Consider the following 13,566-nt stretch of genomic DNA (forward strand, 5'->3'; position numbering starts at 1 on the left):
CTGCGTAGTGTCTAGTATTTCCTTCTTTTTCCGTTTTAAAAATACAAGAAAAAGCAACCTCGTTGCCACTCTCTGCGCAAGCTTTATCAAGCCCAGCAAAGGAGCAACAGGTTGCTTCTCATTGTCGGTTTTATCGACGCAAACCAAGCTTTTCGATCAAAGCACTGTAACGGCTCACATCTTTGTTCTTCACGTATGCTAGCAGCTTACGGCGTTGTCCAACCATTTTAAGCAAACCACGACGGGAGTGGTGATCTTTCTTGTGCGTACGAAGGTGGTTCGTAAGGTTAACAATGTTCTCTGTAAGGATTGCTACTTGTACCTCAGGTGAACCCGTATCGGTATCGTGTACCTTGTGAGTTTGAATCAGTTGTGTTTTGCGCTCTTGAGTTAATGCCATGATTGTTCATCTCCTAAATTCTATTGTATCCCCGTAAGCCTAGAAATCGCCGATGATAGCGTGTATCCAAGCTTAGGTTCATGCCAAAGGGAATGTTCCTTGGGCAACGTTAAACAGTATATCATACTCGCACAGTAGAAGTAAATGCTTGTTTCTATTCAGGCGATGATAGTTTATTTTTTGCCGTTTCTGCATCCACCTTAATTTGTGCGACCAGTTCGTCAATGGACGAAAACTTGCGCTCCGGGCGGAGAAAAGCAATAATTTCGACTTTCATCTGTTCGCCATAGATTTGCTCGGAAAAATCAAATAAATGGGCCTCAAACGAAGGTTTCAACTCTCCGGTTGCGAATGTCGGCTTCACGCCAATGTTCATGACACCTTTATACGTTTCCCCTTTGACTGAGGCTTTAATCGCATAAACACCATTTGTTGGGATGACATAGGTTTCATCCAATTGAAGATTAGCCGTTGGGAATCCTAACAGTCTTCCCCGCTTTTCGCCATCCACCACGATGCCGCTAATGCTGTAGGGACGCCCGAGAAGTCTCGTCACTGTGTCAATATTCCCTTGCTGCAACGATTCACGAATGAGTGTGGAACTTACTTTTTCGCCGTCCATTTGAAAGGGTCTCACCACTTCCACAGAAAATTTCCCATGACTCAGCTCACAAAGCGTATCCGGATTCCCTTTACCTTGATAGCCGAATGTAAAATCAAAACCGCAAATCACACTGTTAACGCCAAGTTGATCCAATACTTGATCCACGAACAGTTCCGGAGATAGCCGCATGAGCGAAGCATCGAACGTAACAATGTAGGTATGATTGACACCCAGCGAGGCAAATATATCCATCTTCTCTTTCATTGGTGTCAAGAGATCCATGTATTTATCCTGCCCCATTACCGCTCTTGGATGAGGGTGGAAGGTCATGATCGCCGTCGGAAGACCAAGCTTCTTAGCCGTAAGTAAGGCTCGCCCGATGACCTCCTGGTGTCCCAAATGTACACCATCAAAATCACCAATGGCCACAACCTGCTCTCCAACAAACACTTGTGGAGAATCAAAATCAATGGGATATGATATGGGTATTATTTGCATATAAGTTCGTTTCACCTATCCATTTCAACCTGTCCCTGAATGTAATGGGTTAAAGAAATACTTTTGAAGGAATCAGGATTTGGCTGGCGCTTTTCCATTCAAATAGACCAAGGAACCGTTTATCGGGAGAATAAGCACGAAGCAAGGTTTGCGAACCCGCTGCACCTGCTATCCGACTCGAAGACAGTGATATCCGTTTCCCTTGTTGAGCATATACAGCTTCTTGCTCGGTAAGATCAACAGAAGGGATATGGGAAATCGCCTGATCCATAGGAATCATCCGGTCTTGCAACACGCCTAGTGCCTTCATTTCTTTAATCTGCTCAAAGGTTAAACACTGTTCCTGCCGGATACTGCCGGTCGAAGTCCGAATCAAGCTTTTCATAACCGCGGGATATCCTAAAGCTTTGCCAATATCAACACATAAGGTTCTAATATAGGTTCCTTTGGAGCAGGATGCCCGAAAATGAATTTCCGGATGCTTCTGCTGTAAGTCCATATGAAGAATCTCCAGTTGATGAATGGTCACTTTGCGGGATTTCCGCTCTACTTCTTTCCCTTCCCGGGCCAGTTCATAGAGTCGTTTCCCATCTACCTTAACGGCCGAGAACATTGGCGGAGTCTGTTCAATCTCTCCGATAAAGCGATGCAGTACCTCGCGGACTAGCGCTTCATCCAACCGTACCTCGGAGACTTCCTCCAATACGTTGCCGGTCATGTCCTCCGTGTCCGTTGAAAGTCCGATTGTAAGCTTAGCCTCATACTCCTTAGGCAGTTCCTGAATATATTCGACCATTCGGGTCGCTCGACCAATGCAAAGCGGCAGAACCCCCGTCACCTGCGGATCTAGCGTACCTGTGTGGCCAATTCGTTTGATTCCAAGAATACCTCTGACTTTAGCTACGACATCATGCGATGTGAAGCCTTCCGGTTTCCAAACAGGCAAAATGCCTTCTAACGTCATATCAGCTTGCTCCCTACTTCCTGAACCATTCTTGCCACTGCCTCTTCAAGCGTTCCTGGGATTGTACAGCCGGATGCACGCACATGACCGCCACCGCCAAGGGATTGAGCGATCGCTGCAACGTCAACAAGACCTGAAGAGCGAAGACTTACTTTAATTATTCCGGGCGCTTTCTCTTTAAAAAGCATGCCCACCTCGACGCCTTCCACATTGCGCGGATAGTTGACGAGTCCATCCAAATCCTCATTAGAAGCCCCCGTAAACTCTAAATCCTCTAGGGAAACAGCAAGCCACGCAAGTTTACGCTCATGGGCAAATGAAAGGGTAGACAGCGCCTTTTGCAAGAGAACGATTTGCGAATACGTCACTCGCTCTAATACTTGCTCAGCAATCTCGGAGCCTTGGACACCTAGATCAAGCAAGTTCGCTCCCATCTGCATAACTTCCGGCGAAGTATTCGAATATCGAAAGCCGCCTGTATCTGTTAGCAAGCCTGTGTATATACAGTCTCCAAATGACAGGTTTAAGTTCATATTCATATGTATGGCTAAATCATACAGAATCTGAACGGTCGCGGCCGCATCATCCTTAATCAAATGACACGAACCAAATCTATCATTAGTCGGATGATGGTCAATATTGAGCAACTGGGCTTGTCCATCAAAAAGAGTGCTGACCCTACCTATTCTGGAGAAATCAGCACAATCAACACTTATTATAGTCTGGAACTGCCTGTTCGGCATCTCCTTGCCAAAATCGAGCACGAGATCGCTTCCCCATAAATAGGAGAATTTCGTAGGCATTGCGCCCTCGTTGATTAGGGTAAAGGTTTTGCCTAGTTGGCTCAGAAGCCAACCCATCGCGTATGTAGAGCTGGCGGCATCCCCATCCGGCTGGATGTGAGATACCACCAAGAAATCATCATGCTGCTCGATAAACTTAGCTGCTGCTTCCAGCTGCTGGCTATATTCGGTGGCATGGATCATTCTGCTGCTCATACGCTTGGATTTCCTTCCTGATTTAGCTTGTGGAGCAAGTTTTGGATATGACTTCCGTAATCGATAGACGTATCAAACTTAAACTGCAGTTCCGGAATTTTACGCAATCGGATCCGTTTGCCTAACTCGGAACGGATGTATCCCGAACCGGCAGAAAGTGCCTTTAGCGTGGCCTCTTTCTGTTCGTCGGTGCCCATGACGCTAAGAAACACGCGTGCTAAGGAAAGATCATTCGTTACTTCAACCCCCGTAACCGTTAAGAAACCGATACGCGGATCTTTCAATTCGGATTGTACGATTTGGCTTAATTCTTTCTTAATTTGCTCGCCAACTCGACCTACACGCACTCTAGCCATTTGTTATCACCTCTCAACGGACTCCATGATGAAGGCTTCGATAATGTCGCCCTCTTTAATATCATGATAACGCTCCAGAGATATACCACATTCGTAACCTTGTGCCACTTCTTTTTGGTCGTCCTTAAATCGTTTCAAGGAATCAATTTTACCTTCATGGACAACAATACCGCTGCGGATCAAACGAGTTTGTGCATTGCGCGCAATCTTGCCCGAAATAACCATACAACCGGCGATTGTTCCTGAACCCGTAATTTTGAACACGTTACGTACTTCAGCTTGACCGAGAACGACTTCTTTGAAGATAGGATCCAACATGCCTTTCATCGCTTGCTCGATTTCTTCAATGACGTTGTAGATGATGTTATGCAGACGAATATCAACTTTCTCTTGATCTGCCGTTGCTTTGGCAGCAGATTCAGGACGAACGTTGAAACCGATGATAATCGCGTTGGATGCAGAAGCAAGAATAATATCGGACTCCGTAATCGCCCCTACGCCGTTATGCAGGATTTTGACGCGAACGCCTTCCACTTCGATCTTCTCGAGCGAGCTTTTCAGAGCTTCAACGGAGCCTTGAACGTCGCCTTTGATGATGACATTCAGATCCTTGATTTCGCCGTCTTTAATATGTTTAAAGAGGTCATCCAGCGTCACGCGTGAATTCGCGGTCATCTCTGATTGACGCAGAGCAATGGAACGACGATCTGCGATGTCTCTTGCTTTACGCTCATCTTCATACACTAAGAATGGATCTCCAGCTTGAGGAACGTCCGTAAGACCTGTAATTTCAACTGGTGTAGACGGACCTGCCTCTTTCAAGCGTTTGCCCTTATCGTTAACCATCGCACGGATACGTCCGAAGTGAACGCCCGCAACGAAGCTGTCTCCTACTTTCAGCGTACCATGTTGAATCAGGACACGAGCCACAGGGCCTCTTCCTTTATCCAACTCAGCTTCAATAACAGTTCCTCTTGCACGTTTGTTCGGGTTAGCTTTGTATTCTTGAACTTCCGCCACGAGCAAGATCATCTCAAGCAGATTTTCAAGTCCGATACGCTGTTTCGCGGAAATTTCGCAGAAGATCGTATCGCCGCCCCACTCCTCCGGAACCAATTCATAAGCGGTGAGAGCCTGCTTGATTTGGTCAGGATTAGCGCCTTCTTTATCAATTTTGTTCACGGCAACGATAATTGGAACGCCAGCTGCTTTAGCGTGGTTGATCGCTTCTACGGTTTGTGGCATTACACCGTCATCTGCAGCAACGACGATAATCGTAATATCCGTAACTTGCGCACCGCGGGCACGCATCGTTGTAAATGCTTCGTGACCCGGAGTATCCAAGAACGTGATCTTTTTATGGTTAACTTCGACTTGATACGCCCCGATGTGCTGTGTGATTCCGCCAGCTTCCCCTTCGGTAACGCTTGTTTTACGAATGGCATCAAGAAGTGTCGTTTTACCATGGTCAACGTGACCCATAATCGTAACAACTGGCGGACGCTCAAGCAGATCTGCCTCGTCATCCACTTCTTCAATCGTCTCGAAGTTGTCTTCTTCAACTTTGATTTTAATCTCAACTTCAACGCCGAATTCAGTTGCAATCAATTGAATAGCGTCCAAATCAAGCTCTTGGTTAATCGTCGCCATTGTTCCTAGGAACAATAATTTTTTGATAACTTCAGAAGCATCTTTGTGGAGCAATTTAGCTGTTTCACCAACCGTCATGCTGCCGCGAACGATGATTTTCTTAGGTGTGTTATCAATTTTCTCTTTCTTAACGGTTTCTTGCTGATATCTGCCGCGGTTGTTACCACGTTGATTACCACGGTTGTTGCCAGATGGCCCGCGGTTTCCGCCAGAGCGGTTATCATCAAAACGTTTAGGCGTTGGTTTGGATTTCTTGGTTGTAATCACGCCTGCTTTCGCTGCTGCATCATCCAATTCAGCTGCTGTTGCGCCTACGTGGAACTGCGGCTTAGCTTCCTGAATCACAGGTCTTCCGCTTTGATTATTGTTGCGGTTGTCAAACGGCTTGTTTTGACGGTTTGGCCCTGCACTGCGGTTCGGACTCGAACCTTGCGGACGGCCGCTATTCGCGCTTTGTCCGCCACCTGTCGAACCACCTGCACCTTGACTAGGACGGGATCCCGCATAGTTGCTGTTGGTGCGCGGAGCTCCGCCTTGACCTTGACCTTGACCTTGACCGCCCGGACGTTGGCTGTTATAGCCGCCTGTCGAGCCGCCGGGACGTCCGTCGTTGGAACGGAAAGGAGGTCTGTCGCCGGAACGCTGTCCGCCTTGGGAAGAACCTTGACCTTGGTAGCCTTGACCAGCTGGACGCTGACCGCCTTGGTTTGACCCTTGGTAACCGGAACGCTGTCCACCTTGGCTGGAACCTTGACCACTAGGACGCTGACCGCCTTGGCCTTGGTAGCCTGTGCGCCCGCCTTGACTGTTTGGACGGCCGCCTTGACTGGAACCTTGACCACTTGGGCGACTATCGCGCTGAGGTTGGGAAGGACGACTCGCAGTATTAGGCGTAGATTGTGTTTGCTGTGGTGTCACTGCACCTGCACCTGTAGTTGTACTGTTGGCTGATTGTTCTGAAGAAGCAACCGGCTTGGAAGCTGCCGTTGCTGCACCTTTATTCTCTTGTGCTGGAGCCTGCGCTGCAGGATTCTGATTCGTCGTTGATGAACTCACATTTCCTCCGTCCGTAGCTGCTCGTTTGGCAGCCGCATTTGCTTTTATATCACGGAAAAATTTCTCCACGGAACTAACCGCGTCATTTTCCATTACACTCATATGATTGTTAACTGGGATATTTAATCGTTTAAGAATCGTAATAATCTCTTTACTGCTCATATTGAGCTGTTTGGCATATTCGTATACGCGTGTCTTATCTTTATTATCTTGTTGTTTATTGGTCAATATGTTCCACCTCCGCAGGATTTACTTGACTTTTCTGCAGCATCTGCGCGAAGCCTCCGTCCAATACACCTATGGTGACACGCATCTCTTTTCCAATGCTGCGGCCCAATTCATACTTCGATCCAACTTCCATAAGGGTTACCCCATAATATTGGCATTTGTCCTGAAATTTCTTGCGTGTATTAGCCGAAGCATCCTCCGCCATAATGACAAGTTTGGCCTCTCCCGAACGAATGGCTTTAAAAACGCCCTCGTCTCCGGTAACAAGCTTCCCCGCCCGCATCGCCAATCCCAACTGGTTCAAAAATTTAGGATTCATCCTCCGATTCCTCCTCTTTCGAGGAGAGAAATTCATCTTCAACCCGAATGAAATCTTGCTCCAATTGGTCATAAATATCGGCGCCAACGGCATGCTTAAGTGCTCGATCCAAGGCTTTGCTTTTCTTCGCCAATTTAAAACAAGAAACTTTACCACATAAGTAGGCACCGCGCCCGGACTTTTTCCCTTTAAGATCAATGAGAATGTCATCCTCAGGCGTTTTGACGACGCGGATCAACTCCCTCTTCGGCATCATTTCCTGGCAGGCCACGCATTTTCTCAGAGGGACTTTTCTCTGCTTCATTCCGATCACCCCTTGTTTCCAAACAAAAACTTAGTCGATACTTACTGAATCTTGATGCATTTCTTCTGTATAAGTTTTTACTCGGCCAAATTCTTGTTCTGCTTGTGTTTCACTCTTGATGTCAATTTTCCAGCCTGTCAGCTTGGCTGCAAGGCGGGCATTTTGCCCTTTGATGCCGATAGCCAAAGAAAGCTGATAATCAGGAACAATGACGCGTGCCATTTTTTCATTTTCATGAATTTGCACCTCAAGAACTTTAGAAGGACTTAACGCATTCGCTACGTACTCTTCCACGCTCTCCATCCAGCGTACGATGTCAATCTTCTCGCCGCGCAGTTCCGTTACGATCGTCTGAACGCGCAAACCTTTTGGCCCAACGCAAGAACCTACTGGATCCACTTCAGGATTGCGCGAGTGAACAGCAATTTTGGAACGGAAACCGGCTTCGCGGGCTACCGAACGAATCTCAACGACACCGTCAAAAATTTCCGGCACTTCCAGCTCAAACAGACGTTTAAGCAGTCCTGGGTGCGTTCTGGATAAAATGATTTGCGGTCCCTTTGTCGTATTCTCCACTTTGGTGATATACGCTTTAATTCGATCGCCTTGTTTGAACTTATCTGTCGGCATAAGTTCGGTCAAAGGCAGCACGGCCTCCACTTTACCCAAATCGACATAAATATTACGTTGATCCTGACGTTGGAGAATACCCGTAACAATATCTTCCTCTTTGTCAATGAATGCATTGTAAATTAAGCCCCGCTCAGCTTCGCGAATGCGCTGCGTCACGACTTGTTTCGCTGTTTGCGCAGCAATACGTCCAAAATCGCGAGGTGTCACTTCAATTTCAACAATATCGTCAAGTTGATAATTCGGGTTAATTTCACGCGAGGCGTGAACCGAAATTTCCAATCTTGGATCAAGTACTTCCTCAGTTACGGTTTTACGGGCATACACCTTGATGAGGCCAGTATGACGATTGATATCTACGCGCACATTTTGCGCGGTGTTGAAATTACGTTTATAACTTGAAATCATCGCTGCTTCAATTGCATCGATAAGTAACTCTTTAGAGATACCCTTCTCACGTTCAATTTCCGACAGCGCTTCGATGAAATCCGTGTTCATTTGAACTGAGTCCCCCCTTTCAATAAGTAACAGTCACTAAAATACGATAGCCAGACGAGCGCTTGCTACCTTTGTGAATGGAATCGTAACTTGCTTCTTGCCGATTTCAATGACGAGATCTTGTTCGTCGAAGGATAACAGTAATCCTTCAAACTCCTTGGAGCCCTCGATCTGCTCATAGGTCGTAACAAATACGTGACTGTTCACGGCCTTGTAATAATCTTGTGTCTTCTTCAGCGGACGCTCTGCGCCTGGCGAAGAAACTTCCAAGAAATATGCATCAGAGATCGGATCTTTCTCATCCAATTGAACACTTAGGTATTCACTGATACGGCCGCAATCATCTATATCAATTCCGCCTTCTTTGTCAGCGTAGACACGAAGGAACCAATTGCTGCCCTCTTTGACATATTCAATATCCACGAGTTCAAATCCATTTTGTTCAATGAAATCCTTCAGCATGTCCTCAATGACGGATTTGATGTGTGCTTGTGTAACCACAGATAAATGTACCTCCTAAATTGACTTTCCTCAGCCATAAACCGAAAAGTCCTATATCAAAATGTAAAGAGTGGGTTTCCCCACTCTTTAATCACAAGATGATATCCTCATTATTGCCAATAAAAATTATACCATAACCAATCTTTGCATTACAATAGCAAACTTGTTAATGATTTTCACTTGACAGCTAATTTTTTTCTGAGAAAAACCATGCCGTCTAGAAGAGCGACAACTGATTCGATTCCGGCATACCGCGGAAACATCCCATTGAGCTTAGAAGCTCAATCACGGTTTTGGAAGCCTTGGAACGATTCTGGAAATCCTCGATCGAGAGGAAATCGCCTTCGTCCTTGGCAGCCGCAATATTCTTAGCCGCGTTCTCGCCAATACCTGACATGGCGGCAAAAGGAGGAATCAGCGATGTGCCATCGATCGTAAAGCGCGTCGCATCCGAACGATAAATATCAATCGGCTTGAAGCTGAAGCCGCGCGACGTCATTTCCAGCGACATCTCCAGAATGGAAACCATCGCCTTCTCTTTAGGCAGCGCTTGGAAGCCCTTTTCTTCAATTTCTATCAAGCGTTTCAAGATGGCATCATAACCTTGACACAGCAGCTCGAGATCAAAATCGGCCGCACGAACGCTAAAGTATGTCGCGTAGTAGGCAATCGGATGATACACCTTGAAGTACGCTGTACGAACAGCGGAGATAACGTAAGCGGCAGCATGCGCTTTTGGAAACATATATTCAATCCGTTCGCAAGATTCAATATACCAGGCAGGCACGTTGCAGCGTTTCATCTCTTCTTTCCACTCATCCGTGAGACCTTTCCCTTTACGCACACTCTCCGTAATTTTAAACGCAAGGCCCGCATCCATGCCCGCTTTATAAATTAAGAAGAGCATAATATCATCCCGACAGCCGATAACGGTCTTAATATTGCATATGCCTTTCTTAATCAGTTCCTGGGCGTTGCCTAACCAAACGCCCGTTCCGTGAGACAGACCGGAAATTTGCAATAAGTCGGCGAACGAGCTCGGCTGCGTTTCTTGAAGCATCTGACGAACGAATTTCGTCCCCATCTCCGGAACGCCATACGTAGCAACCGGCGAACGGATCTGATCGGGGGTTACCTCGAGCGCTTCCGTAGAGTTAAAAATGCTCATTGCTTTAGGATCGTTCATTGGAATGGTCGTTGGATCGATCCCTGTCAAATCCTGCAGCATCCGCATCATCGTCGGATCGTCGTGCCCGAGAATATCCAGCTTGAGCAAGTTGGCATCAAAAGCGTGATAATCAAAATGTGTTGTTTTCCATTCTGAGTTTTTATCATCTGCCGGATATTGGACCGGCGTAATGTCATCGACTTCCATGTAATCCGGTACGACGACGATTCCCCCTGGATGCTGACCTGTACTTCGCTTAACCCCTGTGCAACCTGCAGCCAATCGATTCAGCTCTGCGCCCCGCCATTTCTGGCCTTGCTCTTCTTCATATTTTTTGACAAAGCCGAACGCCGTCTTCTCTGCGACTGTGCCAATCGTACCCGCACGGAATACGCATTTCTCACCGAAAATTTCCTTTGTATAGTTATGGGCTACAGGTTGATACTCCCCAGAGAAGTTCAAATCGATATCGGGGACCTTGTCCCCTTTAAAGCCAAGGAATGTTTCGAACGGGATGTCATGACCGTCGCCTTTAAGGGGCCCGCCGCAGTTCGGGCACTCTTTATTCGGGAGATCGAATCCACTTGGAACGCTTCCGTCCAAAAACCATTCGCTATGCTGGCAGGATGCGCAAATATAGTGTGGAGGGAGTGGATTAACCTCGGAAATCCCCAGCATCATCGCAACAACGGATGATCCGACAGATCCCCTTGAACCTACGAGATAACCATCTTTGTTTGACTTTTTAACCAGACGCTCGGAGATCAGGTAGTTCGCAGAGAACCCGAATTTAATAATCGGGACGAGCTCTTTCTCCAAGCGGGCAATGATAACCTCCGGGAGTTCTTCGCCGTAGAGGCTTTTCGCCGTAGAGTAACAGGTATCTCGAATTTCTTCGTCTGCCCCTTCAATAATTGGCGTGAACAGTTTATCCGGGAAGAGCTCAATCGATTCGAACCGGTCGGCCAGCTCATTCGTGCTGCGAACGACAACCTCCAGCGCTTTCTCTTCACCCAGAAATTTAAACTCTTCCAGCATCTCTTTGGTGGTGCGGAAATGTGCGTCCGGCTTCTTCATTGATTTCAGCGGACTAAAGCCGGTTATCCCGTTTATTGTGATGTCCCGGCATACTTTCTCTCTTGGGTGTAGGTAATGAACGTTTCCTGTAGCAATGACCGGTTTGCCTGTCTTATATCCGATTTCGCAAACACGGCGTACGGCATTCTCGAGATCTTCAACACTGCCCACGAGACCCTTTTCTACTAGGTGCATGTTATAGCTGACCGGCTGAATTTCCAGAATGTCATAAAACTCTGAAACTTGCTCGGCTTCTTCGATCGTTTTATTAAGAACCGCTTCGAAAAACTCCCCTTTTTCACAGCCAGAGGTAATCAGCAATCCTTCTCTTAATTCGACTAACACACTCTTCGGAATCGTAGCGCCCCGCTGCAAGTAAGTGGTATGGGATAAGGAGATCAGTTTAAATAAGTTCTTTTTGCCAACCGCATTAAGCGCATATATGCAGCAATGGAACGGACGTTGATTCGACAGATCTTTACCGACATAGTCATTCAGCTTAGCAAGACTCGTAATTTGTCGGTCATTAGCTTCATTAATGAGATGATAGAGTACAAAACCTAGTGCGATGGAATCGTCAATCGCGCGGTGATGGTTATCTAAGCCAACTTTAAATTTATCCGATAACGTGTTCAATCGATGATTTTTCATGGATGGGAACAAAAATCTGGCAAGCTCCAATGTATCCAGAACGGCATTCGCAACCTCAGGCAGCCCCATACGATTCAGATTGGCTTGTAGAAATCCCATATCGAAGCGCGCATTATGAGCGACAAGAACAGAATCGCCAATGAAGTCCACAAACTTCGGAAGTTCGTCTTCAATGTCAGGCGCATCTACGACCATATCATCCGTAATATTCGTTAACTGCTGAATGTTGTACGGAATTTTTTCATGCGGATTGATGAACGTTGCAAAACGGTCGATTTCTTTGCCATCCTGCATCTTGACACCGGCAAGCTCGATGATACGGTTATTCGTGACGGATAAACCGGTCGTCTCCACGTCGAAAATCACATATGTCGCTTGCTTCAAGTCAATATCCCTGGCGTTCATGACGATAGGCACAGAGTCATTAACGACGTTGGCTTCAACGCCATAAATCACTTTAATCCCGTGTTTCTTGGCTGCTTTTCCGGCATCTGGAAAACATTGAATGTTGCTGTGATCCGTGACCGCGATCGCTTTGTGCCCCCACTTTGCCGCCATTTTCACATAGTGATCGATAGGCGTTAAAGCGTCCATCGTGCTCATCGTCGTATGCAAATGGAATTCAACGCGCTTCTCCGCAGCATCATCCATCCGATCCTTAGGTGCCATCACTTCGGTCAAGTCATTAGGAATCATGACGAGCTCAGGAATCTGCATGAACCGGTCATACTCAACCTTCCCTCTGGCCCTGATCCAAGTTCCGTTCTGAAGCAAGCTCATAATCTTAACGTCATCTTTGGTTTTAGCAAACACTTTCATCGCCATAGAGTCCGTAAAATCCGTCAAGTTGAAAGTAAACAGCGTGTTTCCGTTTCTTAATTCCTTGACATCCAGGCCGAATACAGTACCTTGAACCGTGATTTTCTTCTCTTCTTCTTGAATATCCTTCAGCGGTGTCGGCACTTCTTTGATGTCATACCCCATGACAAGCTTCAAATCATCCGGTAAAGAAGATTCTTCTTCCTCCATGTCAATCGACATCATGATTTCTTGCGTAATCGTCTTCTCGCTCTGCTCCCGCTGCTTGGCGAACTTTTCATACTCGGTTTCAACTGCAGCGGAATCGCTTATCGCATATTTAACGGTTAACTCCGTTTGGAAATAGTTATGAAAAAAGTCCCGAATACACGTGTCGATATTTTTTTTCTTCGCGAGCTCGAGTCCTATCGCATCTAGCATGATGAGGGACAAGGAATGGCCTTGCACATCATATCTCGCTTTGGACATCCAGCCGTTAATGGAGGGCACTTCGCGCTGCAGCCATTCCATAAAAAGGCTCCAGTATTCGTCCACCAAAGCAGCCGGCTCCGCCCCTTCAAATCTCCAGATAAAGCGTATCTTCGCGATTTGCGCGAATTTCTCTTGAATCATTTTACAAAAAGAGCGGTAAATGTTCTGAGGCACCAATTCATTTTTCACCAAATAAAAAGTCCAGTCGCGATTCTTCCGACTTATTTCTACTTGATCGATATAGCCTTCTGTAAAAAATGATGACACGACATCGGCTGGAATCTCCGCTTGCTGCATCAGAAGCTCGAAGCGATTCCGTTTATCAGCCAAATTACTCATGAACAGCCTCCCCATAAAAATACGAAGGGCAATGG

The 13,566-nt window shown here is 46.6% G+C and carries 11 protein-coding genes; all 11 read right to left on the reverse strand.

From position 1 onward, the window contains the following. Nucleotides 1-130: 130 nt before the first annotated feature. Nucleotides 131-400 carry a 30S ribosomal protein S15 gene (gene rpsO, locus GC097_RS24625; RefSeq protein WP_029195252.1) on the reverse strand — a complete coding sequence of 90 codons (270 nt, stop codon included), beginning with the start codon at nucleotides 398-400 and terminating at the stop codon, nucleotides 131-133. Nucleotides 401-554: 154 nt separating this feature from the next. Next, the gene (locus tag GC097_RS24630; protein ID WP_171685952.1) at nucleotides 555-1,502 is read right to left on the reverse strand and encodes a bifunctional riboflavin kinase/FAD synthetase; all 948 of its coding nucleotides are present in this window, start codon (nucleotides 1,500-1,502) and stop codon (nucleotides 555-557) included. Between the two features lie 49 nt (nucleotides 1,503-1,551). Next, complete coding sequence (gene truB / locus GC097_RS24635; protein ID WP_171685953.1) at nucleotides 1,552-2,466, reverse strand: tRNA pseudouridine(55) synthase TruB; 915 nt, start codon at nucleotides 2,464-2,466, stop codon at nucleotides 1,552-1,554. Next, nucleotides 2,463-3,464, reverse strand: coding sequence for a DHH family phosphoesterase (locus tag GC097_RS24640; RefSeq protein WP_246294440.1), 1,002 nt, complete (start codon nucleotides 3,462-3,464; stop codon nucleotides 2,463-2,465). Before GC097_RS24640 ends, truB begins: the two co-directional genes overlap by 4 nt. Then, nucleotides 3,461-3,820, reverse strand: a complete 360-nt coding sequence (rbfA, locus tag GC097_RS24645) for a 30S ribosome-binding factor RbfA (RefSeq protein ID WP_171685954.1) — start codon at nucleotides 3,818-3,820, stop codon at nucleotides 3,461-3,463. Before rbfA ends, GC097_RS24640 begins: the two co-directional genes overlap by 4 nt. 6 nt (nucleotides 3,821-3,826) lie before the next feature. After that, nucleotides 3,827-6,754, reverse strand: a complete 2,928-nt coding sequence (infB, locus tag GC097_RS24650) for a translation initiation factor IF-2 (RefSeq protein ID WP_171685955.1) — start codon at nucleotides 6,752-6,754, stop codon at nucleotides 3,827-3,829. Beyond that, nucleotides 6,744-7,073, reverse strand: a complete 330-nt coding sequence (locus GC097_RS24655) for a L7Ae/L30e/S12e/Gadd45 family ribosomal protein (RefSeq protein WP_171685956.1) — start codon at nucleotides 7,071-7,073, stop codon at nucleotides 6,744-6,746. The genes infB and GC097_RS24655 overlap by 11 nt, the downstream gene beginning before the upstream one ends. Further along, nucleotides 7,063-7,377: an RNase P modulator RnpM gene (gene rnpM, locus GC097_RS24660; RefSeq protein ID WP_171685957.1), complete on the reverse strand. Its 315-nt coding sequence runs from the start codon at nucleotides 7,375-7,377 to the stop codon at nucleotides 7,063-7,065. Before rnpM ends, GC097_RS24655 begins: the two co-directional genes overlap by 11 nt. 30 nt (nucleotides 7,378-7,407) lie before the next feature. Further along, nucleotides 7,408-8,505: a transcription termination factor NusA gene (nusA, locus tag GC097_RS24665; protein ID WP_171685958.1), complete on the reverse strand. Its 1,098-nt coding sequence runs from the start codon at nucleotides 8,503-8,505 to the stop codon at nucleotides 7,408-7,410. Between the two features lie 36 nt (nucleotides 8,506-8,541). Further along, entirely contained in the window at nucleotides 8,542-9,006 is a 465-nt protein-coding gene (rimP, locus tag GC097_RS24670; protein WP_312875726.1) for a ribosome maturation factor RimP, read from the reverse strand. 217 nt (nucleotides 9,007-9,223) lie between these two features. Further along, nucleotides 9,224-13,531 carry a PolC-type DNA polymerase III gene (locus GC097_RS24675; RefSeq protein WP_171685959.1) on the reverse strand — a complete coding sequence of 1,436 codons (4,308 nt, stop codon included), beginning with the start codon at nucleotides 13,529-13,531 and terminating at the stop codon, nucleotides 9,224-9,226. Between the last annotated feature and the right edge of the window lie 35 nt (nucleotides 13,532-13,566).

The organism is Paenibacillus planticolens (genome assembly GCF_013141725.1).
Lineage (GTDB): Bacteria > Bacillota > Bacilli > Paenibacillales > NBRC-103111 > Paenibacillus_E > Paenibacillus_E planticolens.

Bases quoted from the DNA above. Each gene is read 5' to 3' on its own strand.
- GC097_RS24655 (WP_171685956.1), bottom strand. From the start codon at position 7,073: ATGAATCCTAAATTTTTGAACCAGTTGGGATTGGCGATGCGGGCGGGG.
- GC097_RS24630 (WP_171685952.1), bottom strand. From the start codon at position 1,502: ATGCAAATAATACCCATATCATATCCCATTGATTTTGATTCTCCACAA.
- GC097_RS24675 (WP_171685959.1), bottom strand. From the start codon at position 13,531: ATGAGTAATTTGGCTGATAAACGGAATCGCTTCGAGCTTCTGATGCAG.
- rnpM (WP_171685957.1), bottom strand. From the start codon at position 7,377: ATGAAGCAGAGAAAAGTCCCTCTGAGAAAATGCGTGGCCTGCCAGGAA.
- rbfA (WP_171685954.1), bottom strand. From the start codon at position 3,820: ATGGCTAGAGTGCGTGTAGGTCGAGTTGGCGAGCAAATTAAGAAAGAA.
- nusA (WP_171685958.1), bottom strand. From the start codon at position 8,505: ATGAACACGGATTTCATCGAAGCGCTGTCGGAAATTGAACGTGAGAAG.
- truB (WP_171685953.1), bottom strand. From the start codon at position 2,466: ATGACGTTAGAAGGCATTTTGCCTGTTTGGAAACCGGAAGGCTTCACA.
- rpsO (WP_029195252.1), bottom strand. From the start codon at position 400: ATGGCATTAACTCAAGAGCGCAAAACACAACTGATTCAAACTCACAAG.
- GC097_RS24640 (WP_246294440.1), bottom strand. From the start codon at position 3,464: ATGAGCAGCAGAATGATCCATGCCACCGAATATAGCCAGCAGCTGGAA.